This window comes from uncultured Aquimarina sp. (assembly GCF_947496855.1).
Classification (GTDB): domain Bacteria; phylum Bacteroidota; class Bacteroidia; order Flavobacteriales; family Flavobacteriaceae; genus Aquimarina.
Genome location: NZ_CANMED010000004.1, coordinates 554,871 through 581,867, shown reverse-complemented (window position 1 = coordinate 581,867; position 26,997 = coordinate 554,871). Strand labels below are relative to the sequence as shown.

The window sequence follows — 26,997 nt, the reverse complement described above, 5'->3', positions numbered from 1 at the left end:
TTCAAGTTTCAAAAATACGTTATGAATTCAAATACTTTAACAAATATTGATGGTTATGAATTTTCCATTAATCAGAAAAATTTATGGAAAATTCAAGAGGGTAACTCTAATGTTTTATACAATCAGATAGAATTGCGAATGTATAAAGATGTTCCATTAGATCAATTGTTGCTCGCGATTGAATCAGTAGTGCAAAGACATCAAGTACTTTCATCAAAAATTTACTCGAATAAGAATTACAATTACCCTGTTCAATTTTCTTCTGAAGAATCAGAAATTGATTACAAAAAAATTGATAGTTGTTCAGAAAATCTTGAAGATGATATTAATAGTCAACTTAGTAAACCTTATAGTCCATACTTAAACTCACCAATTAGATTCTGTTTTGTTACAGAGAATGAGAATATAAAGTCTGTTTATATTAGATTATATGCATTGTGGGGAGATGTATATAGTATTTCGTTTTTCTGTCAAGAGCTTTCTTTGGCACTTTTGGATAGTGAAAAATATAAAGAAGAAATAGATAAAATTGATTATGTGAATTATGCTGCTTGGCAAAATGAATTAATTAATAATCCAGAGCCTGACGCAACAATTTTTTGGGACACTTATGATCCTCAAATAGAAAATCGACTGGAACCTTTTTCAGATGAACAAAAATCTCTATTTAATCCTATAAAGAAGAATATTCATGTTATTGAAAAAGAAAAGTATGTAGAACTTTTTCAGTTAAGTAAAGGTGAAAATTGTGATGTTAGTGATATTCTATTTTCTCAATTAGTTGAATACCTATCCTTATTTGAAGAAAATGAGTTAACTATTGGTTACATTCCTTTTAAGAGAAACTATGAAGAGTTAAATCATACACTTGGGCTTGTAAATAAAGCAATACCCGTTAAAATAGATACTTCACAAAAGATAAATGATTTTACAAGAATAGAACAGGTTCGGTCACAGGTTGAAAACGTACAAAACTGGTCAGATTATTTTTCTTTAGATAGAGAAAATAGTTCTAATCGATCCAGAGAAAAGAACTTTAACTACTGTTTTCAATTTATAGAGGATTTCAGTTCCCAGGAGACTGAAGGTGTATTTAAGGTGAGTGATATATATTCTGTGAATGATCTGTTTAAACTTAAAGTATGTTGTGTTGATTATGGAGATAAAATTGCTGTAGAATTATACTTTGATCAAGAACAGTTTGGAGAGAAAGAAATGAATCTTATCGAGAAACAGTTACTATCATTTTTTAAATTAGAACTGAATAATAAAAGTATAGAGTTATGCCAATTTGAGAAAGAAATTATTGTAGAGTCAAATAACACTAAAAAAGAGTTTGAAACAAACAAATCAATTATTGAGCTTTTTGAAGATCAGGTAAAAGAGAACCCTGATAGCATTGCTTTAATCGATGAAGGTAATGAGATTTCTTATTTAGAACTTAGTAGAAGAGCTAATCAACTCTCAAATTATTTAATTGATCAATGTAATATTAAAAAAGGAGATTCTGTTGCTGTTTTACAAGGGCGTTCAAGTTGGTTTGTAGTTAGTGTACTTGGGGCTCTAAAAGCTGGAGCATATTATGTGCCTATTGATCAAGAATATCCAGAAGAAAGAATACAATTTATTTTAAGAGATAGTAAAGCAAAAACTTTAATTAGTGATTCCGACTTGCTTAACATCTATGATTTTTCTAACGTAGCGATAGTATTACCATCAGATAAGAAGATTTATGAATCATCGACAGATGATTGTAAGGTAAGAATTGCACCAGACGATATCGCCTACTGTATTTATACTTCAGGATCAACAGGTAACCCAAAAGGATGTTTGATTAGTCAAAATAACCTTATGAATTACATTCAATGGGCAAATGATTACTACTTCCATAATCTAAATATTGGAAATTGGGGATTAATAACCTCGGTCTCTTTTGACCTTACAGTAACTTCATTATTCACAAGCTTGACAAGAGGAAAAAAGATATGGATTGGAAGTGAAAAATTAGATATATCCGAATTATTAAAAGAGAGTTTTAGTAATCCAGATATTGATACTCTGAAGTTAACTCCTGCTCATATTTCTTTAGTGGGGCAATTAAATATAGAAGAGACAAATATTAAAATAGTAATCTGTGGTGGAGAACAGCTATCTAAGGAACAAATAGCCACCTTAATATCCTTGAATAAGGATATGAAAGTATATAACGAATATGGACCTACCGAAGCTACAGTAGGATGTATAACTAAAGAAATCCATAATGAAGAGGAAAAAATTCTAATAGGAAAACCTATCTCGAATGTAAAAATCAATTTAATTGATTATGAAAATAGACCATGTAAAATAGGTGTTATAGGAGAAATTGTAATAGAAGGAGATAGTGTTGCTGTAGGTTATCTTAATCGACCAGAATTAACAAAAGAGAAGTTTGTTAAAAACCTTCTCGGAAAGACAGGGAACTTATATAAAACTGGTGATTTGGCTAGATGGTTACCTGATGGGAACATAGAGTATATTGGCAGGAAAGATGATCAGGTAAAAATCAGAGGACATAGAATAGAATTAGGAGAAATAGAAAAACAATTACTCATTAAAAATGACATTAATCAAGCACTGGTTTTAGTCACTTTAAATGAAAAATCTGAAAAAGAGCTTGTGGCGTTTGTTCTGGGAGATAATGATTTTAAGGCAGTAGAATTAAGAAGCTATCTGGTTGGAAAATTACCAGAATATATGTTGCCTACTTATTTTATTCAGATGGATACATTGCCGTTAACAGTTAATGGAAAGGTAGATAAGGAATATTTGATCGGTCTTAAAAATAAAGAAATTGCTACCGGTATCGAATATGTTGAACCAAGAAATGAAGTAGAGCAAAATTTAGCTTTAATTTGGGAAGAAGTTTTACAAAAGAACAAAATTGGAGCAAAAGATGATTTTTTTCTTTTAGGTGGGCATAGTCTAAAAGCAACACAGTTGATTAACGAATATCATAAGACATTTGATGTTAAATTGACGCTTAAGGAATTGTTCGATAATTTAACTTTAGAATCTCATGCAAATTTAATTTCCAATTCAAATAAATCTAACTTTATAAGTATTGAGAAAGTAGAAGTTTCGGAAAGCTATCCAGTATCTGATGCACAAAGAAGACTATGGGTGCTAAGTCAATCAGGAGAAGGTTCAATAGCTTACAATATGCCATCTTATATAGAACTTAAGGGAAGATACGATATAGAAAATTTCAGAAAAGCTATTAATGCTACTATAGATAGACATGAGATTCTCAGAACAATTTTTAGAGAAGAGATATCTGGTGAAGTTAGACAATGGGTAGTTGCTAAGGAAGATATCTGTTTTACAATGGGATATCAGGATCTAAGAGACTCCACAAACAAGGAAGAAACTGCGCAGGCTTATATTGATAATGACTCTTTTGTCCCATTTTCATTAGATAGTGGTCCGTTACTACGAGCAACTTTGATTCATCTTTCTGATGATCATTATGTGTTTTACTTTAATATGCATCATATTATTAGTGATGCTTGGTCAAATAAGGTGTTGTTTAATGATGTTCTTCATTATTATGAGTGCTATCAAGAAATGAGTGTTCCTAGCTTGCCAGAACTTAATATTCAATATAAAGACTATTCATTTTGGCAGTTAAATCAAAAAGAAAGTGTTGGATATCAGTCTCATAAAGAGTATTGGTTGGATAATTTGTCAGGAGAACTACCAGTTTTAAATCTTCCAACAGAGAAAAAACGTCCGAAAGTTAAAACATACAAGGGAGATAAACTTCAGACAACCATCTCAGAAAGGGAAACACAGCGATTGAAAAACTTTTGTCAAGAACAAGGAGGTAGTCTTTTTATAGGTTTATTGTCATGCTGGAATGCTATGTTTTACCATTATACTTCTGATAAGGATATAATTTTGGGAACTCCAATAGCTGGTAGAAATCATAAAAGCCTTGAAGACCAAATTGGTTTTTATATTAATACACTTGCATTACGAAACAAAATTAATCCAGATAATAGTTTTCGAGAACTATTTAATGATGTTAAAGAAAATACATTATCGGCGTATAGACATCAATCTTATCCTTTTGATCGTTTGGTAGATGATTTAGAATTGAAGAGAGATGTAAGTAGAAGCCCCTTATTTGATGCGATGCTAATTCTTCAAAATGCAGGAGAAAAAAAGGAGCGAATCCAAACTGACAAAAATTATATCGAAGATATTATTTATACCAAATCAACACTATCAAAATTTGATCTGGAAATTAATTTTCAAGAAGTTGGAGCTTTTCTTTCTTTTGGAATAAAGTATAATACGGATGTCTATGATAAGCTTTCGATAGAAAGGCTGATCGATCATTTTAGAAAATTAGTGTCCGTAATATTGGATAATGTTGATCAAAAGGTAGGACTAATTGATTATTTATCAGAAAAAGATAAATATCAATTGCTCAATGATTTTAATAATTCTTTAGAAGAATATCCAAAGGATAAGACAATAGTAGAACTTTTTACCAAGCAAGTTGAAGAAAGCGCTAATAAAATAGCTCTTGTATTTGAAAAAAAGGAGTACACGTATAGAGAATTAGATGATCTATCAAATCAATTAGCAAACCACCTTATAAAAAAATATTCTATTCAATATGGAGATTTTGTTGGGATTAAATTAGAAAGAAGTGAATGGTGGATTATTGTAGAGTTAGCAGTGCTAAAATCAGGAGGATGTTATGTTCCTTTGGATCCTAGCTATCCAGAGGAAAGGATAAGTTATATGGAAGAAGATTGCGTGTGCAAACTTACAATCGATAATCCCTTATTAGAATCATTTAAAAGTGAGATAATAAACTATACTAAAGATTCTCCAAAAAATAAGACGCTATCTACAGATTTAGCATATGTAATGTATACTTCAGGTTCTACGGGTAAGCCAAAAGGAGTTATGATAGAGCAGCGTAGCATAATTCGTTTAGTTAAGTCTACTAATTACTATAATATTACTAAAAAAGATACTTTGTTAGCAACAGGAGCTTGCTCCTTTGACGCAACTACTTTTGAATTCTGGGGAGCCTTATTAAATGGTGCTAAATTAATTTTATGCTCTAATGAAATATTACTAGATACGAATAAACTATCAGAAGAGATACAAAGAAATGAGGTGAATGTAATGTGGTTCACATCGGGGTGGTTTAATCAACTAGTTGAGCTAGACATTAAAATATTTGAAACTTTAAAAACAATATTGGTTGGAGGAGATAAATTATCTTCAAATCATATTCAAAAATTAAAAAGCGAGTACAATAATGTAGAAATTATAAATTGTTATGGACCTACAGAAAATACTACTTTTTCACTAACCCATAGTATTAAAGAAGTATCTCAGGATATTTCTATTGGCAGACCAATAAATAATAGTCAAGCGTATATTTTAAGTGAATATAATTTGTTACAGCCTATTGGAGTTGTTGGTGAAATTTGTCTTAGTGGTGACGGTTTAGCCAGAGGGTATCTTAATAATGAGAAAGCTACATCTGAAAAATTTGTAAAAAATAAATTTAATGAAGATCAACGGTTATATCAAACTGGAGATCTAGGTAAATGGTTACCAAATGGTGAGATTCAGTTTGTAGGCAGAAAAGATGACCAAATCAAGATTCGTGGTTATCGTATAGAGTTGGGAGAAATAGAATACTATTTGCTAGCTAACAAACGGATTGATGATGCGATTGTATTATTAAAAAAGGATGGTTCAGGAAATAAGGAATTAGTCGCTTATGTTGCCACAAAAGAAGAGATTAGTCCTCTTAATTTGAAAAAAGAGCTTTTACAGAAAATTCCTGATTACATGATTCCTTCAAAATATGTAATCTTACAAGAGTTCCCTTTAACTGCAAATGGTAAGGTAAATAAAAAATTGCTTCCGGATCCAATAGATGGAGTTCTCGCTGTTGATTCTTCTTATATAGCACCAAGAAATAAAAAGGAAAAACGATTAGTAGCAATCTGGGAAGAAGTACTGGAAAGAAAAAATATAGGGATAGAAGATGATTTTTTCGCATTAGGAGGTCATAGCTTAAAAGCAGCACGAGTCATTACAAAAGTTAGAGAAGAATTTGATGTTCGAGTGGATATGACAACTTTATTTCATGATTCAACAATTATAGCCTTATCAGATGAAATAGAAAATCAATCATGGCAAAAAACAATGGTTAACGCCAGTAGAATTGTATCTAAGGCAGTAATTTAATTCTAATACTTTTTATTTAAAAATATATCGAAAATGAGCAAAACAGAAAACTTACAATATTTAAAATTCAATGTCGCAATAGAAGGACTTATAGATAAATGGTATGCTTGGTCTCATTTAGTATCTCCTGCTACGGCAGCAATGAATATTAAAGATAGGCACTTAAAGATTATGGAGTCTTATATCAAAAATCCAAAAATTCACGCTGCTGCTGTTAAAAAACCTGAAATGTTAGGTGGTCCTTTTATTGATTATCAAGGAGGGAGAGTAGAAGAGATAAAAGATTTAATGAATAAAACAGTCGATCAAAGGGCTAATATGTTAGAATTGAGAGACGCAATACATGAATTAAATGAGTTACTACAGAAAGAAGCTGTTGGATATTCTATGGAACCATTGTATGCGAAAATACCAGAAGCGTTAAAAGGGTTTGTTGAGCTGTATTATGACTTAAACGACCAGCCGAATTATAGATTTTTCGAATCATTATTATATCAAAGTAAATATTATGATGAAACTTCTCAGTCAATTTCATTGCAATTGGTAGAGGCGGATGATGATCGTCCCTTTGTTTTAAGTACCCCAAGATTAGAGGATGAAAACCTAATACATCTGGATGTCGCTTTTAGAAATCAGGTAATTGATCAATTGTTTAAAATGAAACGCGAACCAGGGGATTATAATGAAATAAAAAATCTACTTCAGATTAAACCTGAACAGGAAGAACTATTCAAAAGTTTTTTTACTAAAGAGCCACCTAAAAAATATAAAGAATATGAAGGAGCTGGGATACGAACTAGGTATTTTGGACATGCTTGTGTATTAGTAGAAACGAGTGAGATGTCAATTTTAGTTGATCCAGTAATTAGCTATGATGGGTACGAAACAGAAATTAATCGATTTACGGTAAATGACTTGCCTAAAGAAATAGATTATGTTTTGATTACTCATAATCATCAGGATCACGTACTGTTGGAGACACTTTTACAGCTTAGGCATATGATTAAAAATATTGTTGTTCCCGGTTGTAGTAGAGGTAATCTCCAGGATCCAAGTTTAAAATTGATGCTTAACAATATTGGTTTTGAAAATGTTATTGAGTTAGGGGATATGGAATCTATTGAGATGGATAAATGTATTATAACAGGGCTTCCATTTATAGGGGAACATTCGGATTTAGATGTTAGAAGTAAACTTTGTTTTCATGTTTCTCTTCATAATAAACTTAAACTATTATTTGCTGCGGATTCTTGTAATGTTCAACCAGAAGTATATCAGAGAGTACAGTCTGTCATTGGAGATATCGATGTGCTTTTTTTGGGAATGGAATGTGATGGTGCCCCATTATCCTGGCTTTACGGCCCTTTGCTATCAAAAAAAATGGACAGAGACAAGGATCAATCTCGTCGTCTTGCAGGATGTAATTATGATCAAGGTAGAAGCTTAATGAAAATCTTTAATCCTAGAAACGTATTTGTTTATGCGATGGGGTTAGAACCTTGGTTGGAGTTTATTAGTTCTATAAAGTATACAGATGAATCAAGGCCAATTATTGAATCTAATAAACTGGTAGAAGAATGTCTAGAGAGAAATATTGATGCTGAGCGGTTATTTGGAGAAAAAACAATAGAATACTAACAAAATCTAAATTAAAAAGAAAATTATTTAATAATGGAAAATACAGCTAAAGAGTTAACCACTAGATTAAGGGAAGAGAATATTAGACTTGTATTAAATGACGATAATATAGAAATAGTATCATACGAGAAAGAACTGTCTAACGATTTAATTCAGGAAATTAAATTAAATAAACAAGATCTAATAAAATATTTACAGTCTATAGACCACAGTGAAGTAAGTTCACAGATTATACCAGTGATTAAGCCTTCCACAAATTATTCGTTATCAGATGCTCAAAAAAGGTTATGGGTTTTAAGTCAATATGAAGGGACTTCTTTAGCATATAACATGCCCTCATCAGTAAGATTAAAAGGAGGCTATGATATAGAAAAATTAAAAAGGGCTATATTCTCTACTGTTAATCGTCACGAAATCTTGAGAACTATTTTTAAAGAAGATAGTAACGGAGAGATAAGACAATGGATTTTACCATTAGAAGAATTAAATTTTAAAATAGATTTTAAGGATTATCGAGAACAAGATAGTATTACAAACATTGTAGATACCTATATTAAAGAAGACTCAGAACGTCCTTTTGATTTAGAAGAAGGTCCTTTGTTAAGAGTTGCTATTCTTCAAATATCAAATACAGAATATGTTTTTTATTATAATATGCACCATATCATAAGTGACGGATGGTCAATGGACGTATTATCCAAAAACGTACTGACATATTATGAAGCATTTGTTAAAGGAATTACACCTAATTTACCCGAATTAAGAATTCAATATAAAGATTATAGCTCTTGGCAATTATCCCAATTAGATACAAAAATGTTTAATGAAGATAAAAAATACTGGCTAGAAAATTTATCAGGGGAATTATCCTTGTTAAATTTACCAACCCAGAAACAACGTCCAAGAATCAAAACATATAATGGAAGATCTTTAAGAACATTTATTTCTTCTGCAATTACCGACAAACTAAAATCTTTTACACAAGATAGAGGAGGAAGTTTGTTTATGGGGGCATTATCAGCGTTAAACATACTTTTGAGTAAATATACATCAGAGAAAGATATTATTCTAGGTACTCCAATCGCAGGAAGAGATCAATTAGATTTGCAAAATCAAATAGGTTTTTATCTTAATGTTTTGGCATTAAGAAACCAAGTGTCTGGAGAAGATACTTTTGAAGAGTTTTTTGATAAAGTCAAGAAATCAACACTTTCGGCTTATGAACATCAAATGTATTCCTTCGATAGACTTGTAGAAGATCTTGACTTGAAATATGATATGACTAGAAGCCCCATTTTTGATGTTTCGGTATCCTTTCATAATATAACAGATAATACCCAATTAGGAACTTTAAATAAAGAAGATACTAGTGGTTTAAAAGACTTAGGGATTACTAAATGTAAGAATGATATAGAAGTTCATTTTCAGGAAGTTGAAGGTAAACTATCATTTGTTTTAAAATATAATGAAGATGTTTATGAAAAATCAATGATAGAATGTTTCATGAAGCATTATAAAAAGTTGCTTATTTCGCTATTGAATAATACTAAGAATAAAATAAAGTCTATTAATTACTTAAGCAACAGTGAGATAGGTGAGCAGGTAATTAATTTTAATCAAACTGAATCACCTTATCCAAAGAAAAACACATTAGTAAGTCTTTTTGAAAAACAAGTAAACCTAAATCCAAACAAAACAGCAGTATCTTTTAATGGGAAAACATTAAGCTATTCAGAATTAGATAAAATTTCTAATCAGTTATCTAGATGTTTAATTACTGATTACGGAATAGAAAAAGGAGATTTTATTGGTGTTCAATTAGATAGGAGTGAATCTTATATTATCTCTATTCTGGGTATTTTAAAATCAGGAGCAGCTTTTATTCCTATTGATCCGACCTTACCAGAACTTAGAAAAATTCATATAGTCGATGACACTAACTTAAAGATGTTGATAACAGAAACATCTTTTATGTTCGATATGGACTATTATGAAGGCGAATTATTTGCGATAGATGTAGAATTTGAACCTTTAAATTATGATGAAACCAAACTTGATAATGTAGTTGATCCTACAGATCTTGCATATGTGATTTACACCTCAGGATCTACGGGAAAACCAAAAGGAGTAATGATTGAGCATAAGGGAATTGTGAATACAATGCTTTCTCAAATTGATCAGTTTGAGTTGGATTCAAGTTATAACGGCCTTCAATTTGCATCATTTTCTTTTGATGCTTCGATATGGGAAATTTTCTTAATACTTCTATCAGGAGCTAATTTATTTATGATAGATCAAGAAAAAAGAAAAGATCCAAAGTCTTTAGAAGAATATATTGAAAATAACAATATTAATATTGCTACAATTCCTCCTTCATATTTCAAGATGATGAATATGAAAGCCTTATCGGGAATAAAAACACTTATTACTGCCGGTGAATCTCCAGTTTTTGATAAAGTAATGGAATATGCAGAAAATGGAACGTATTACAATGCTTATGGTCCGACAGAAACTAGTATTTGTGGTTCTGTTTTTAAGATGGAAACAAAAGACGCATTAATAGTAGAAAATATTCCAATAGGAAAACCAATCACAAATGCTAAAATTTATGTATTGGATAAAGATAATGGACTACAACCTAAAGGAGTTCTTGGAGAAATATGTATTGGAGGAGAAGGTCTAGCTAGAGGTTATCTAAACCTTCCGGAATTAACAGAAGAAAAATTTATAAAAAATCCTTTTGTTAAAGGAGAACGACTTTATAAAACTGGAGATTTAGGCGCGTGGCTTCCAAATGGGGATTTGATATTCCATGGACGAAAAGATGATCAAATAAAGATTAATGGTTTTAGGATAGAATTAGGTGAAATAGAACATTTGTTACTGGCAAAAGAAAATATAAGAGAGGCTATTGTTCTGGTTAATGAGGATGTGAATAGAAATAAAGAATTAGTAGCTTATATAGTTTCAGATCAAAGAGAGAATACACTTGATTTAAGAGGTTTCTTATCACAAAACCTTCCAGACTATATGTTGCCTAATCATTTTGTTCAACTTGATAATATGCCATTAACGTCTAATGGAAAGGTAGATAAAAAAAGATTGCCAATAATTCAAGTAGAAAGCATATCAACAGGAACAGAATATGTTGCTGCTGAAACTAAGAAAGAAAAAGTCTTGTTATCAGTTTGGGAAGATGTTTTAAAAAGAGAATCAATTAGTGTTAAAGATAGTTTTTACAATTTAGGCGGAGACTCAATAAAATCAATCCAGGTGGTGTCACGTCTAAAACAAAAGGGATATACTATTAAGGTAGAGCAGTTATTGAGTAAGCCCGTTTTGGAAGATGTAGCAAAACTAATGGAAATTAATAATAATGTTATTGATCAATCAGAGGTAAAAGGGGATGTAGAGCTAACCCCAATTCAACATTACTTTTTTGAAGCTTCAACTATTAAAATACCACATCATTATAATCAATCTGTAGCGTTAAAAGTAAAAGATCAAATAGATCCAGATATTTTAGAAAAGTGTTTGACTAAATTAGTAGAACACCATGACGCTTTACGAATGACATACAGTAGTGATAATGGTGTTCAAAAACAATATAATAAAGGGGGGGATAGTAGACATTATTCCGTTGATTTTTATGACCTTCAAGATAAAGAAGATGCTTTAGAAATCATGGCTCAAGTATCAGAAACAATTCAATCTAGTATTGATCTAGAAAAAGGACCTCTATTAAAAATAGGTCATTTTAGATTGTGTGATGGTGATAGGTTAGCGCTAATTCTTCATCATTTGGTAGTGGATGGAGTGTCTTGGCGAATACTTTTGGAAGATTTATCGACAACTTACAATCAGTGTTTAAAAAATGAAAAGCTATGCCTGCCATTAAAAACAGACTCTTTTCAGAAATGGGCTCATTTACAAAAAGAATATGCTCATAAGTTATACAAAACATCAGAGAAGAAATACTGGGAAGAAATTTGTAAAAAATCAATTTCAAATCTACCTACAGACAGAGAAAGAACAGTCAATTTTATAGAACATAATGGACGTGCATCATTTATTTTGGATGAGGCAACCACAGAGCTTTTACAAACCAAAGTTCACGGAGTTTACAATACTGAGATTAATGATGTACTACTTGCGTCATTAGGACTTGCAATTAAAGAGGTTTTTCAGTTAGATAAGAGTGTAATAAAAATGGAAGGCCATGGCCGAGAGGAAATTATTGATAATGTAGATATAAGTAGAACCGTAGGATGGTTTACCTCAGTTTATCCTTTTGTTTTGGATCTATCTGATATTGATTCTAATAAAAATGGACTGGTAAAAGTAAAAGAAGATTTAAGAAGAATTCCAAATAAAGGAGTAGGATATGGAATGTTAAAATATCTTACTAGTGGCTTGAAATCAAGTATTATTCCATCTATTATATTTAATTATTTGGGTGATTTTGGGAGTAAGGCAGGTAACTCTAATGACTCCTTGTTTGATTATGCAAATGAGGATATAGGTAGAAGTGTAGCCATTAAAAATGGAACTGATGTCTTATTAGATGTTTCAGGAATGATGGTTGCTAATCAACTTACCATGTCAATAAGATTCCCTAAGACTATGTATCATCAAGAAACGATTGATTTATTAATCGAAGCTTATAAAAAACAACTGATAAGTTTAATTGAAGGGCTTTCAACTGATGATTCTGAGAATATTACACCTTCTGATTTAACCTTAAAGGGTTTAGGTTTTGACGATCTGAAAACAATTCAATTGAAAGGTGACATAGAAGATGTTTACGAATTATCACCATTACAACAGGGGATGTATTACCATTGGTTGACTGAAAAATCTAGGAGCATGTACTTTGAGCAAGTTTCATATGGAATTAAGTATAATGCGTTAGATGTCAAATCTATTAGACAAGCCTATGATGGATTAGTAAATAGACATGGAATCCTGAGAACAAGCTTTACAAATGATTTTGCAGGGAAGCCGTTACAAATAGTTTGGAAAAAAACAGAGAGTACTTTTAGTTATGAGAAAGTTACACGCCAATTTATAAATGAAAATGAGAGAGCTGAATACATAGAGTCTATAAAATCTAAGGATAGATCCGAAGGTTTTGATCTGGAACAACCTTGCCAAATGAGGCTAAAAGTATTAGATTTTGGTAATGGGTCTTATGAGTTTATTTGGAGTCATCATCATATTTTGATGGATGGATGGTGTATAAGTATATTAATCAATGATTTTTATAAAATACAGTCGAGCATAGGAAAAGATGAATCCTTTACGCTTGGATCACCTGTTAATTACTCAAAATATATTGAATGGTTAGATCGTATAAACAAAAGTGAATCATTAAACTATTGGAATACATATTTATCAGGTTATTCAAATTCAGCTATACTACCGTTCCGAAAAGAGACCAAAATTTCATCTTCTTACAAGCAGGCAAAAACAAGTTTCGAAGTAGAGAATGAATTGTATAAAAAATTGAATGTAGTTTGTCAGAATTTATCTATAACAGAAAATACTTTTATACAAGGAGTATGGGGATACTTGCTTTCTAGATACAATAATGTAAAAGACGTAGTTTTCGGATCTGTCGTTTCAGGTAGACCTGCAGAGTTAACAGGTGTAGAAGATATGATAGGGCTTTTTATTAATACAATTCCAGTGAGAGTTCAGTATAACAATACTCAAACACCTATCGACTTGTTGAGTAATTTACAACAAAAAGCGACATCAAGTAATTCTCATCATTATTTAAATCTATCTGAGGTTCAATCGGAAAGCGAATTAGGAATGAATTTGATGGATCATATTGTCGTGTTCGAAAATTATCCTGTTCAAGAAACGATTCAGGACGATTTTGATGATTTTCAAGATTGCGAAAGGGATACTTTAAAGTTAGAATCTATAGATGTATACGAACAAGCAAATTATGATTTTAGAATCGTCATTTCTCCTTTGAAAACTACACTTTCTGTAGAATTTAGATTTAATGAAAGTGTATACTCAATAGAGGATATGAACACTGTTAAAGAGCATTTTTATAACTTAATTGAACAGTTTGCTATAAGTTCTAATCAATCCTTGGATACATTGACATATTTTTCCCAAAAGGAAAATAATTTGTTTTCAAAGATTAATAAAACTAATATCAATTATGGGAGAGATTATACTATTGTAGATCTATTTCAAGAACAAGTAGAGGCAACACCAGAGAATATAGCAATAGTATCTGGAAGCAAAGAATTAACTTATAAAGTATTGAATGAATATTCAAATAGTGTAGCTTCATATCTTATTGATAAAAGAAAAGGGGATAATTTTACAGTAGGAGTTGAACTTAGCGATGAACCTTATTTAACATTGATTGGTATTCTGGGTGTTATGAAATCAGGAGGAGCCTATACAATCATTGATTCAAAATTACCCTCAAGTCGAGTAGCTTTCATACTAGAAGACAGTAAGTGTTCGGAGTTTGTTAAATCTAAAGATATACTAAGTCTAATTAAGGAGTCGAATAAGGGTAATAAGAGAAATCTTAATCTTAATTATGATTCTTCAAACTTAGCTTATTTGATATATACCTCAGGTACAACAGGAGTACCAAAAGGATCTCAAATTGAGCATAAATCGATAGTGAATTATAATAATTGGTTTACAAAAGAGTATAAAATAACTTCTAAGGACAGTAGTATTGTATCATCTAGTATGTCATTCGATGTTATTTACACTAGTCTATATGGTACAATTCTTAATGGAGGGACATTACACTTTTTGGATGAATTGATACAGAAAGACCCGGAAAAGGTTTCGAAGTATATATTAAACAAAAAAATAACATTTTTAAAGTTCACACCAACATACTTAAATCTTTTACTTAATAATTCTGGACAATATAATATTAAAAATAGCTTAGACTTGAAATTAATATTAACTGGAGGTGAGCGTCAAAATTTAAAAGATGTAAAAGAAATTGTTGAAAATACAAATATACAGCTAGTTAATTCATATGGTCCATCAGAAACTACGGTAGCTGTTTGTACTTTCCAAATAACAAAAGACAATCTTAATCAGTATTTAATGTCTCCTGTAATTGGAGATCCAATTTATAATAATGAGATATTTATTTTGGATGGTTTTATGATTCCTCAGCCTGTTGGCGTCATAGGAGAAATATGTATTGGCGGGGTTGGTCTGTCTAGGGGGTATCTTAACCAATTGGAGTTAACATCAGAAAAATTTGTAAATAGCCAATATTTAAAAGGAAAGAGAATATATCGAACAGGTGATTTAGGTAGAAGGCTTAAAAATGGTACTATAGAGTTTATAGGTAGAGTTGATGACCAAATTAAAATAAGAGGTTATAGAATTGAATTAGGAGAAATTGAAAAATGTCTATTATCTAATGAAAATATACAGGAGGTAAAGGTAATATCAAAAACAACTAAATTTGGACATAAAGAATTGACTGCATATTTGGTTGGTGAAAAAGAGTGTAATAGAAAAGATTTACGTGAGTTTTTATTAAATAAATTACCAGAGTATATGGTTCCAAGTAGTTTTATTGAGTTGGATAAGATGCCATATACTACAAATGGAAAGATAAACAGGAAAATGTTACTTGAGAAATATACTACTAATATTTCAACCGGTGTAAAGTATATAAAGCCTAAGACAAAAGAAGAGCAAGTACTGATAGAGGTCTATAAAGAAGTTTTGAATTGCGATATTATAGGTACGGGAGATGACTTTTATATATTAGGAGGTAATTCTATTAAATCGGTAGAATTAATAGCTCGTTTGAAACAGAAAGGATATGTCCTTAAACTGGGAGACCTTCTTAGTACACCGATGTTAAAGGATTTAGCAAAGAAAATCAAATTTATCGGAAGTTCAAATGATGAAGGAATAGTTGTAAGTCAAAGAAAATGGGAAATAGGAGATGAAATCAACCTATCAAAAAACCAGTTTCGTTTTTTTAGGTCAAAACATAGTCAGGTTAGATTAAGTACCGTTATTAAAGGTTTTGATAAGAATATTTTTGAAAACCAGTTTAGAAAATACCTATCAATGTTTCCTTCATTATGTATTAAGTATAAGAAGGAAAATAAAAAAATTACACAAAGCTATGTCTCTTCTGATATAGTTCCTTTAAATATTAAAATAAAAAGAGCTTCTTTATTTAGTGATAGCAAGCTTACTTCTTTTTTTCTAGAACCTTTTAATTTAGTAGGAGGAGAGTTAATTAAGGTACTAATTTTGTCTAATTATAATAAGGATGGAGATGCTAAAATGTTATTAGGAATTCATCACTCTTTATTAGATGATTATACGGCAAATAAAGTTCAGAAAGGATTAACACAATTTTTTGAAAATTTAAACTTTAGTACATCGAAATTTGATACTTCTAATTTTGATTTCGTAATCTGGCAAAATAAATTTTTAAGTTCTGAAGAAGGGGGTATTCAAAGAGAATATTGGAAAAAATCCATGTTGAGGTTGCAAGATGTTAAAAGAACAATTAAAAGTAAGAGAGGACTACTAAACTATGTAGTTCAAAAAATAACTATTACTGATTTAAAATTAAAATCAATTAAGCAAATATCAGAAAAACGTAGATTACCAACTAGCATCTTGTTTTTATCTGCTTATCAAAGGTTATTAGACGAATTATCTTTAAATGATAAATGTTTAATAGGAGTTAATGTTAGCGGTAGAGAACAAAAAATAAAAGGGCTAGAGGTCTCAGATCTAATGGGAGTAGTAGATAATTTATTGCCATTGCACTATAAGAAATCTTCAAAAGGTTTCAATAAATTATATCTTGAAGATGTATATGAAAAATATGTTAGTGCTAGGTTAAATCAAAAAGTGCCTTTTGAAATAATTAGAGAAGATTGCTTACAAGCCTATAATAAAGATATAGAAGATTATGTAATAGGTAGATTTAATTTTAAAGAAAAGAATTGGGAGAAAAACATTAGTAGTAAATGTGATAAAGTGACTTTTGTTCAGCAGAAAGGTGATTGGTTAGATACAGTAAATATAGCTTGTTCTGTTTATCAAAATGCTATAGAGGTATCTCTAATATGCTCCAAAGAAATTTACAATAATAAAGGTGAACTGATAAATGTCAAAAAACTCGTAGATAGTATTCTAAAGTTAAATTAATTTATCAAAAGATTCTGTTTTAGATGGGTTTTAAGAGTGCATAATCGTTCTTAAAACCTAACTAAGGCACTCTGTTATGTCTTCATATTCTAAAAACATCAGGAGGATAAATTAATACATCAAATGATGAAAAGAAAAATATTTGCATAGTCATAAAATCAATAATTATTTAAAAAAATAACAATGAAAAAAATAAGTATTTTACTAATGTTACTTATACCCTTTATATCTTTTTCTCAAGTAGAATTAAAAGGTAAAGTATTAGATGAATCAAATCCTATTCCATTTGCGAATGTGATTTTGAAAGATACTTCAGACAAAATTGTAAATGGAGGGATCACAGATGATAATGGGAGTTTTCTTATTACAATAAAAACAGGTGTGTATAAACTTTCTGTTTCGTTTATCGGATATCAAAGTTTCTATAAAGAAGTTTCTATTACCGAAAATACTGTTTTAGAGGACATTATTTTATCTGAAGAAAAAAATGAGCTTGATGAAATAGTAATTGTTTCCAAGAAGAGAATAGTTGAGAGGAAAGTAGATAGACTGGTTTTTAACGTAGAAAACAATATTGGAACCAGTGGAGGAGATGCTTTAGATGCACTTAGTGTAGCTCCTGGAATTGCCGTAGATGATGATCAAATCACGATGATAGGAAAAAGTGGTATGAGAGTGATGGTCGATGATCGGATTATACAACTTTCAGGAGAAGAGTTGATTAGTTTTTTAAATTCGATTCCCGCTGGCGATATCAAAAAAATAGAGATAATAACCAATCCTCCAGCAAAGTATGAAGCGGGAGGAAATGCAGGCCTTATTAATATTGTATATAAAAAAGGATTAAGAGATGCTTGGAATAATTCTACTTCTTTAACCTATACACAGGCTTTGTTTCCTGTACATGTTCTTAGAAATAATTTTACGTTTCAAAAAAACAAAACAAAATTCCTTTTAAGTTTAAATGCAAGCTTGGGAGATATTAACGTTGATCAAGAAGCTGAAATATTTTATACAGACGGTCCTTGGGTAATCAATACAAATCAGAAAAGACAATCAAAAGATGTATCGGGTAGATTATTATTTGATTATGAGTTAACCGAAAGTTCGACATTAGGATTTCAATACCTAGGTAAAGTAGGTAGTCCTGATGTTTCAGATACTGCCAGTGCGGAGATTTTTAATAATCAGAATACTGTAGATTCACTTTTGATAAGTGATGGTTTCAATGATAGATCTTTATACAATCATTCTGCAAACATACACTATAGAACCAAATTGGATACTTTGGGTAGAAGCATTAGTGCAGATTTAGATTATTTTGAATATAATTCAGATAAGGATAGAACAATAGTAACCGAAAGTGTACTCCCAAACAATGAGCTTTTAGGGGTCAATTTCTCTGCAAACAATACAACTAATCAGAATATTAAAAATTATAGCGGAAAATTAGATGTTGAGCACCCTTTACAAAAACTTAATTTATCTTATGGAGGTAAGGTCAGTATTCTTAATAGTAAGTATGATACTAGCTTTTTTAATACTATTACCGGAGAACCAATATTGGATCCTCAACAATCTGATAAATTTGAGTATGACGAAAATACACAGGCAGTATATGTAAACGCATCTAAAAAATTAGGTAAAAAATGGGAAACACAATTGGGATTAAGATTGGAAAGTACACAAACTGAAGGGTTTTCTAGGACTTTGAATCAAGTTAATAACAATGATTATGTTCAATTATTTCCAACATTTTATATGTCTTATAAAATGAATCAAAGTAATTCTTTTTCTATGAATTATGGTAGAAGAATTAATCGACCAAGTTATTCACAGTTAAATCCTGCACGTTTTTTCATTAACAGTAACACGTTTTCTGAGGGAAATCCATTTTTACAACCATCGTTTACGGATAATTTTGAGTTAACTCATACCTATAAAGGGAAGTCGTCAACAGGTTTGTTTTTTAGTGTAGAAAAAGATGGTATTGGAGTGATTCCATCTGTAGATGATGAAACTAATAATCAGGTTATTAATTATCAGAATTTTTTCACCAATTATAACTATGGATTATCACAGTTTTATACTTTTTCAGCATTTCAGTGGTGGTCAAGTCAAAACACCCTTTATTTAATAAACTCAGAGTCAAAGTTTTTTAATAAAAATGTAAATGCACAAGTACAAAATGGATTTCGCTTTTATTTTGCAACCAATAATACTTTTTCTTTAAATAAATCAAAAACTATCAAAGCGCAATTGAATTATTGGTACAGTTCTCCTTTTAAGAAAAATCTATTTGATAATAGTGAAAGTTACAAGTTAGATTTTATTCTAAAGTTTAGTTTACTACAAAAAAGCCTTCAAGTGTCCGCTGGGGTATACGATATTTTTGATAGTAGTCCTCGCACCATGATTTCCGAAATAAACGGAATCAGACAGAATTATGTGAGTAGACCTAGTAATAGATATTTTAGAATGTCTTTGGTATATAGTTTTGGAAATAAAAAAATAAAAGTGAGAAATAGAAAGTTTGGTAATGAGGATGAAAAAAGAAGAATTAACTAGAGTTTTATAGTAGTGTTATACTACTCATTTTTGGGTGGTTAATGATCATTAACATGGATATATAAAATATTAAAAATAACGTTATGCATAGACAAAGTAAACCTCAATTGTTTTTGTTGCATTTTGCAGGAGGGAGTTGCTATTCTTTTGATTTTTTGAGAAATCATCTTGATTCGGATTTTGATTTTATTCCCCTTGAGCTACCAGGTAGAGGAAAAAGAAATAAGGAAGGCTTTTTATTAGAAAAAACAGAAACAATCAATGATTATTTTAAACAAATAATAAAACGTAGAAATGATATGCCATATTTAATTTATGGGCATAGCATGGGAGCTACTTTAGGCTTATCAGTGACCAAAAAAATGGAAGAAATTAATGACGCTCCGAATACATTAATAGTTTCTGGTAATGCTGGCCCAGGGATGTACAGAGATACAGTCAATAGATATCTAATGGCGGATTTGGAGTTTAAAGAGGAACTAAAAAAATTGGGAGGAGTACCTAACGAAATTTTAGAGAATGACGAGCTTTATGATTTTTTCAGTCCAATTATGCGTGCTGATTTTGAAGTATTAGAAAAAAATAGATATTCAGAAGAAGGACTCTTGTTAACTACTAATATAAACGCAATTATGGGTAAAGAAGAAGAAAATGTTGCACAAATAGATAATTGGAGAACGTTTACAAAAGGATATTTTGATTACGAAATTTTATCCGGAAATCACTTTTTTATTCACAATCATGAGACTAAATTATCTCAAATAATTAAACAGAGTTACAAACAAACAGTCTTTGCTTAACCTCACTTTTTTACAGGCAGTAAAAATATTAAGTATATAGATATAATATTCCTTAGGTGTATTTATGTGAGAATCAAAAAACTTCGGTAGTTGCTTATATAATCAATTACAAGGGAATTAGGCGTAACCTGCTTACAAGCATATGATAATCATTTAACCGGATTAATAACAGAATTATGTTAAAGATAGAAAATAAAAATATTAAAAAAAACAATACAAGATTGGTTCCAATTAGATTTATTGTAGGCTATTCTCTTTTAGCGATAGTATCTGGTTTATCAGGTTTTGCTTTTATAACAATTATTAATAAAGTAATTAGCGATTCCTTAAATGAAGACTTAGTGAAAAATAGTAGTTATGAGTATATGTTTTTGGCAGCAATAGTTGTTTTCTTTGTGACAAGAAGGCTACTTTCTGCAGGGATTATTAATCTTTCACAAAAAATTTTTTGGCAAACAAGACAGGATGTGATTAAATTAATTCTTAAAGCACCTTACTTAAAATTGCAACAATATAAAGATGAAGTATACTCTACATTAACAACAGATGTAAACAATATAACAAACGCTTCTGTAATAGTAATAACATTTTTCTCATCTGTTGTATTGATTATTTCATGTTTAGTATACATGGCCTATTTATCATTAAGTTTATTTGGTTTAAGTCTTGGAGTTATCTTAATTGGAGTTTTCGTGTATATGGTTAGATCTAAGAAAAGCAACTCACAATTAAAAACCGTTCGAGAATTAGAACGGGGGTTTATAAATGTATTTAACGGTATATTAAATGGTTCTAAAGAGATAAATATCAATAAAGATAAAGGAAATGATATCTATAATGGGAAGCTTGTTAAATTAATGAATACAGGGAAAAAGACATACGTAAAAGCCTTTATACAATATTTAAATAGTGAAATAATAAGTCAGTTATTGTTTTATGGACTAATTACATTTATCCTTTTGTATGCAAATAATATGCTAAATGTAACATTGGATATAACTATTAGTTTTGTACTGGTTTTATTATACCTCTTAGGCCCTTTAGTAACGGTAATGACAGTTATGCCATCTATAACTAGGGCAAAGATCTCACTACAAAAAATGAGTAAATTAAGAAAGGAACTACAAAACGTAAAATTTGATTACCAAATTAAAAAAGAAGATAAAATAAAATATCGAAATTTCAACAAATTGGAACTTAAAGATTATTCCTTTTCCTATGGAGAAAATAAGTTTTCAGTTGGTCCAATCAGTTTAAATATAAAAAGAAATGATGTTATATTTATTCAAGGAGGAAATGGAGCTGGCAAAACTACATTTATTAATACAATCTTAAAATTGTATGATTTAGATGAGGGAAGAGCTTATTTAGATAATGAATTGATTCCGTTAGAAAGGATAGAAGAAATTAAAGAAATGTTTTCTCCCATTTTCAGTGATTTTTATTTATTTGATGAATTTTATGGAATTAATAATGTAGAAGAGAAGAAAGTTTCCTATTATCTTAAGATGTTTGAATTAGAAGATAAAGTTAGTTTAATAGATGGAAAATTTTCGACAATTCATTTGTCTACAGGTCAGCGTAAACGATTAGCATTGATTAGTGCATTATTAGAAGAACGACCGATCATTGTACTCGATGAATGGGCTGCGGATCAGGATCCACATTTCAGACATAAGTTTTATACTGAAATTATTCCGGAACTTTCTAAACTACAAGACAAAACAATTATAGCTATTACTCATGATGATAAATATTTTAATTTGGCAGATCATTTATTAAAAATGGAATTTGGTCGGTTAATTGAAATAAATAAAACAAAATTAGATCCTATTCTTCAAGAGATTTAAAACTAATTTATATTCAAAATTAAAGCCTCGGACAAGCTTTAATACCTGTATTCTCTTTAATTATTGATTTTTTATTTAACAGGTTTTATGGCAGATCTTTTTTATTCTAAACCAAAACCGGTTTTCAATCTTATTTCTCAATAACTTTTAATTTTTACAAATGAAACTAATCAAAACATCACTTATCCTAGTGATATGTCTTGCATGGATATTTTTTACTAGCAGTAAGTTTAAGCCATTGAACTCAGTTGGAGAGCTTTTAACTTATAGAACAGGATTACTATCTGTTCCTCTTCAAGAAGATGGAATTGAAGAGCTTGTAGGGGATTATAAACCCAAAATCTATGTTGATAGTTTAGGTATCCCTCATATTTATGGAACTACTCAAAATGATATTGCTTTTGGATTGGGATATATGCACGCTCAAAATCGATATCTTCAAATGGAAGTAATTACCAGAACAGTACAAGGAAGATTATCTGAGATAATGTCGGAGCAAACTTTAAAAGTAGATACGTTCTGGAAACCCTATGAATTCGATCGTAAATCTGAAGAATTATTAGAAGATTATAGGAAAAAATCTCCAGAATTTTATAAATATCTTCTAGCATATTCAAAAGGAGTGAATACGTATTTAGATAATAATGAAAATACAGACCCTTTTTATAAAGCAATTGGAGAAAAACCAAGAGAATGGAAACCTGAATATACTTTGCTAGCAACTTGGTATATGAGTTGGTCTTTAACGTATTTTGATCACCATATCGAGCAGCAGGAAGTCATTGCCGAACTTTCAGAGGATGTAAAGAACTATTTTTATCCTTTACAACCTAAAGATTTAAAAACCATTTTACCTTCACTAAATAAAGATGTAAAAAAGAATGAGCTAAATATGCTGGAGGAGGCAATAGCCGAATCAAAACAAACTATTAGACAAAGTTCAAATATAAACTTAGGGGATCATTTAATAAATTCTAATAAGTTCCATACAGGAATAGGAAGCAATAACTGGGCGGTTAATAGGCTTAAAACTAAGGAGAATACGACGTTAATAGCAAATGATCCTCACTTGTTTTTATCGTTGCCAGAGGCGTTCTATGAGACACACCTGATCTCCGAAAGTTTAAACGTTTATGGTTTTTCTATTCCAGGCGTACCGGTCATTGTAAGTGGACATAATGATTTAATATCCTGGGGTATTACAAATGGCGAATGGGATTTGGTAGATAGGTATAAATTGAAAGTTAAAAATGATAGTTTATATTATTATGAGAACAATTGGGTTCCTTTTGATGAAAAAGAATATGTTATAAAACTAAAAGGAGGGTATGAGCATATAATTACTGAAAAGAGTACGGTTCATGGCAAAGTATTAAAAGAAGAAACAGGGTATTATGCCCAGCATTGGTATGCTTCTAATAAAAGTTATTCAGTAGAGGCAATGTATAAGATGATGAATGGTGAAAATTGGGATGATTTTAAAGGAGCTTTGAAGGATTATGGGTATCCGCCTCAAAACTTCATTTATAGCGATGTTAATGACAATATAGGAATAATATGTGCGGGAAAATTACCGAAAAGAGATAGCGGTTATCAAGGGGGAGTAATAGATGGATCATTAAAATATATTCCTAAAAAGAATCTTGATACACTCTGGTATAATTATAATCCAGATGAAAAATTCCTGTTTTCAGCAAATCAACAACCCATACAAAGTGAAATATATTTCGGCCATCATGGTGTAAAAGACGATTATAGAGTGAAACGAATGTATAACTTATTAGAAGAAAATAATCAATGGGAACTGGAAAGTATTCAAAAAATGCAGTTAGATGATGTAGATTTCTCTTTTATTGAATTTAAAGAACTTCTAGATAAATACCGAATAGATGAAGATTATAAAGAGCTTGTCACATTTTTACAAGCTTGGGATGGTAAGATGAAACCAAATAGTACTGCTGCTATGGTGTATGAGACAATTAGGTTGTTAACAGAAATCGAAGCTAAGAATTTTGCAATAGAACAGTTAAAAGTAAATAGAGCACCTGCATTTAAGTACTTTTTAAAGTATTTAAAAGATGATAAATATGTAATTGATGGAAGTAGGAATAAAAACGAAATTTTGAATACTATTCTAAGGGAAAGCGATTCAGTTTTAAAATTACATTTTGAAGATAAGTGGAAAGAAAAGACATACAAAGACATTTCTTCTTTTAAAATTAAGAATATGCTACATATTCCTGGGTTTGGACAAGAAATAAACAATATAGGAGGTAATATTAATACAATCAACTTAAATACGAAAAAAATTCATCCAGTTTTTAGATCTGTGTACTCTATGAAAAGAGGAAATGTAAAATCATATACTATTCTTGCTGGAGGGCAAAGCGGAAAAGTTAATTCTGTTCATTATAAAGATCAATTGAAATCATGGAGAAAAGGAGCGTATAAAGAAACGCAATTCGAAAACAATCCAAATAGATTAAAGAACATTAACAACATAATATCTTTTAAATAATGAAAAAAACACTCAATTACTTGCCATACGCGGTAGCTTTGATACCACAGTTTGTTTTTAATAACTATAATTTGATACTAATAAGTACTATTTTAATTGGTTTTATTGCTCAATTTATAATCGATAGGAATAAAGTTTTTTTTAAAGTATTTATTTTAGAAATACTGGCTTTTTCAATAGTGTATTTCCTGCTTAAAGAAAGGGTGTTTTATTTAAATGAAGCTCTTAATAATTTAGGGTTTTCAGAAATATTAATAGTTATTCTTCTTCCCATTTTTAATGCAATAAATATCTCCGTTTTATTCTTTTTTGGTTATAAATTAAGTAATCTAATATTCCTAAAAATGCGAAATAAAGAATTTTGAGTGTTATCTTTTTTTATCAATTTACTGAACAAAATTAATTTGATGAATTAATTTTGTGAAAGTGCTTTAAAAGAAGCTTGAAATCAACTTCGTATACGAATAAATTGAATTCAATTATAAGGTGCTGCGCCTAAGACCTTTCTCTACTTTTTTTTTAATTTCATTATAGCTATGTTAAGATTAAGAAAACGATGATTTCATGTAGTTAAAAACTTCATGAAATTCAATAAGTAGTTGTAGATCCTGTATTTTAATAACGATGTGTAAAGCTTTAATAACCAAAAAAAGATAAAGGTCTTGATTGTTAAAGTAGTTATTATAAACAATAATTAAAACTAAAAAATATGAAAAATAAGAAAAACATGAAAAAAGAAAATAGAATAGCGCTATCAAAAAATAAAATCATGAATAAATACAATTTGAAAGAAATAAGAAAAGATGATAATTACTTTTTTGTAAAGTCAAATCTTTCTTTTTTGAGCGAACCAACATTTGATAATGATTAAAGAATGGTAAGGATTAGAGTATATGGTTAATCTGAAAATTAATGTAAGATTATAAAAAGTATATTATTAGGAACTAAGAAGAAAAATAGTATGCCTTCTGTAATCTAATATAAAGACAATAACTTCAATTTTGTTTTAAATAAATTTTGGCTTTTTAGTAATCACTCTTTTGTTAAATATAACTTCATTCTTTTTTAGTGTCAGTAGTAAATAGAATGAATAAAATTTAGAAATAATGAATAGTAACTTTTTTTGTCAGATTAAATTTTAGAAAAAAAAACATTTCTGAAATATTAAAAATAAAAAATATTCATTTAGATCAGTCAATATCTTCAAGATTAACCTGTTTGATGTGAAGTTTGAATTTTCTCTACGCGACTTTACAGAAGTCTAAAGATCAATTCGGCACAGTTGAATTGCTCAAAAAAGCAACAAGGTTACTGACTAAGATTCTAACAGGACTTACTAGTAGTAATAATTTACAGGATCTTATTTTGATAACACAAAGTATTGAAAAAGAATGGGACCTTATAAGAGACGTTAAGATTGAGGGCAATTACCAGTACATCAGTCCTAATCAATGTTCAAAATTAAGTCAAAATAAATACGGAGTTATTTACATAAATAGAGGTCTAAACCTTAATAGACTTGAAATGATTAAGGAGATAATTTTCACTAAAATTTTATTAAAATGAAAAAAAAGAATTTAAACAAATTGAGTTTCGAAAAAATTAGTATTTCTAGATTAGAACAAAACCAGATTAAAGGAGGAAAGGTTATCGCTGCTTATACTGGAGGATGTAATACGGCAAATGATCTTACTTGTGCAGGTCATTTTTGCGTATAAAATATGTTACTAGAATAGTGTATAAATGTTTTGAACAAAATTTACTGTGCTCTTTGGAATATGGTAGATTTTGTTCATTCTTTAATTTAAAACTGGAAGAGATTGATATTAAAAACTATAAATTTTTTCATAACGTTTTGCTATATACGATCTGTTTTTTTAAAGATATGAGAATATCAAATCAATAGAAAGAAAAAGAAATTATATCAAAAAATCTATTTGTATTTATTTTCAATTTTAACAACTCTGCACAAAAAGAAGAACAAATGTTATTTAAAAGGAATTAAATAAAGATAAAAAAATCATTAAGGAGGAATTTATTTTCTGAATAAATACTAGAAAGACTGAGAATTTACAAGTAAAGTTATGCTCTTAGAGATTAAACTAATGGTATAGTTAAGAGTTATTTACGTAATAACTCAGGATACGACTATGCTCAATACTTT

Annotated in this window: 10 protein-coding genes; all 10 read left to right on the top strand. The window is 29.8% G+C overall.

The features are described from left to right. Positions 1–21 precede the first annotated feature (21 nt). Positions 22–6,264, top strand: coding sequence for a non-ribosomal peptide synthetase (locus Q0921_RS14925; RefSeq protein WP_299258181.1), 6,243 nt, complete (start codon positions 22–24; stop codon positions 6,262–6,264). Between the two features lie 33 nt (positions 6,265–6,297). After that, positions 6,298–7,902: an MBL fold metallo-hydrolase gene (locus tag Q0921_RS14920; RefSeq protein ID WP_299258179.1), complete on the top strand. Its 1,605-nt coding sequence runs from the start codon at positions 6,298–6,300 to the stop codon at positions 7,900–7,902. 33 nt (positions 7,903–7,935) lie between these two features. Beyond that, on the top strand, positions 7,936–17,097 hold the full coding sequence (locus Q0921_RS14915) for a non-ribosomal peptide synthetase (protein WP_299258177.1): 9,162 nt from the start codon (positions 7,936–7,938) through the stop codon (positions 17,095–17,097). A 183-nt stretch (positions 17,098–17,280) separates the two neighbouring features. Further along, positions 17,281–19,665 carry a TonB-dependent receptor gene (locus Q0921_RS14910; RefSeq protein WP_299258175.1) on the top strand — a complete coding sequence of 795 codons (2,385 nt, stop codon included), beginning with the start codon at positions 17,281–17,283 and terminating at the stop codon, positions 19,663–19,665. A gap of 83 nt (positions 19,666–19,748) precedes the next feature. Then, the gene (locus Q0921_RS14905) at positions 19,749–20,465 is read left to right on the top strand and encodes a thioesterase II family protein (protein WP_299258173.1); all 717 of its coding nucleotides are present in this window, start codon (positions 19,749–19,751) and stop codon (positions 20,463–20,465) included. 176 nt (positions 20,466–20,641) lie between these two features. After that, the gene (locus Q0921_RS14900) at positions 20,642–22,315 is read left to right on the top strand and encodes a cyclic peptide export ABC transporter (RefSeq protein ID WP_299258171.1); all 1,674 of its coding nucleotides are present in this window, start codon (positions 20,642–20,644) and stop codon (positions 22,313–22,315) included. A 160-nt stretch (positions 22,316–22,475) separates the two neighbouring features. After that, a complete protein-coding gene (locus tag Q0921_RS14895) occupies positions 22,476–24,833 on the top strand; it encodes a penicillin acylase family protein (RefSeq protein WP_299258169.1) in 2,358 nt (785 codons plus the stop codon). After that, positions 24,833–25,198 carry a hypothetical protein gene (locus Q0921_RS14890; protein ID WP_299258167.1) on the top strand — a complete coding sequence of 122 codons (366 nt, stop codon included), beginning with the start codon at positions 24,833–24,835 and terminating at the stop codon, positions 25,196–25,198. The genes Q0921_RS14895 and Q0921_RS14890 overlap by 1 nt, the downstream gene beginning before the upstream one ends. Positions 25,199–25,542: 344 nt before the next feature. Next, the gene (locus tag Q0921_RS14885) at positions 25,543–25,704 is read left to right on the top strand and encodes a hypothetical protein (protein WP_299258166.1); all 162 of its coding nucleotides are present in this window, start codon (positions 25,543–25,545) and stop codon (positions 25,702–25,704) included. 691 nt (positions 25,705–26,395) lie between these two features. Further along, positions 26,396–26,551, top strand: coding sequence for a hypothetical protein (locus tag Q0921_RS14880; RefSeq protein ID WP_299258165.1), 156 nt, complete (start codon positions 26,396–26,398; stop codon positions 26,549–26,551). The last annotated feature ends 446 nt before the right edge of the window (positions 26,552–26,997 follow it).